The sequence below is a fragment of the Duodenibacillus massiliensis genome (assembly GCF_900128485.1).
In the GTDB taxonomy this organism is placed as follows: Bacteria; Pseudomonadota; Gammaproteobacteria; order Burkholderiales; family Burkholderiaceae_F; genus Duodenibacillus; species Duodenibacillus massiliensis.
Map to the genome: position 1 here is coordinate 1 of NZ_LT635849.1, position 1045 is coordinate 1045.

At 50.5% G+C, this 1045-nt stretch carries 1 protein-coding gene; it reads left to right on the plus strand.

Annotated elements, in window-relative coordinates:
• Nucleotides 1–583: 583 nt before the first annotated feature.
• Nucleotides 584–1045: transposase (locus tag BQ7486_RS00615; protein WP_420865520.1), on the plus strand; the 462-nt coding region annotated here is incomplete at its 3' end.

Genomic DNA, 1045 nt, shown 5'->3' on the forward strand with positions numbered 1-1045 from the left:
AGCAGAAAACACCCAATTGCACGAAGCCTTGGATAAATCGCTTCAGGAGGAAGCCAAAGCACAGGCGTCACTGCAGTCGATGAAGAGGCTGTTGCCGTTCCTTGATCCCAAACACTTGGACAAGGTCTGCGTTGGGTAGCTTTGAATAAACAACCGGGGGGGGGGCGGCGGCCAAGAACGGCATTTGACGCGCCTTCCCCCTCCACGGCCTGCCGGCCGTGGAGGGTCGGCACGTCAAATGCCGTTCTTTTGTCCCTTTTGGAGGTGGGTCAATTTTTATGTCGTTTTGAGGGTCAATTCTTATGTCGCTTGACAGTAAAAAAATCAAGCAACTACACCGGAAGGCTGTTGTTTAGCGGGCTTTCCGGAGACAGCATGGTTTGGCAAAGGGATCACCAAATTTGAGCAGCATAAAAGCACCTTTGCCTTGAGATTTTCAACATTACGAAACCCGTAGGATTTCCGAATAATCAGCTTGATATTGTTGTTGACGGCTTGGGGATGTAAGGTTTTTTGTATTCAGGCGATAATAGCGCTCCCGTAGGGCGCGAAAGGAATCACCGTGGCACACCGTACACCCAAAATAAACGACACCGTAAAATTTACCGACCAGCAGCAGGCCATTCTGAACGATGCCGCAGAGCAACTGATGGAAGCCGGCGGCTTAACGGCCTTAACGCAGGCTCACTTCAACGAAGCGATGAAGATCGTAGCCCAACGCTTCATCAACGCCGCCCTGCAAGGGGAACTGGAGCACCATTTGACACAGGAAGACGATAATCTCAACGAAGAGGAATCGTCGGCTGAGCGCGTTGAAAACAAACGCAATGGGTACAGCAAGAAAACACTTCACTGCAATAAAGGCGATTTAGAAATCCAGATTCCCCGCGATCGCAAGGGGACTTATGTTCCCCGCCTGGTACCCAAGCACTCACGGCATTTCAATGACTTCGATGACGCCATCATCGATTTATATGGACGCGGATTGTCTACCCGTGAAATCTCTGAGTTCATCAGAAGTCAGTACCACGTTGAAGTGAGTGCC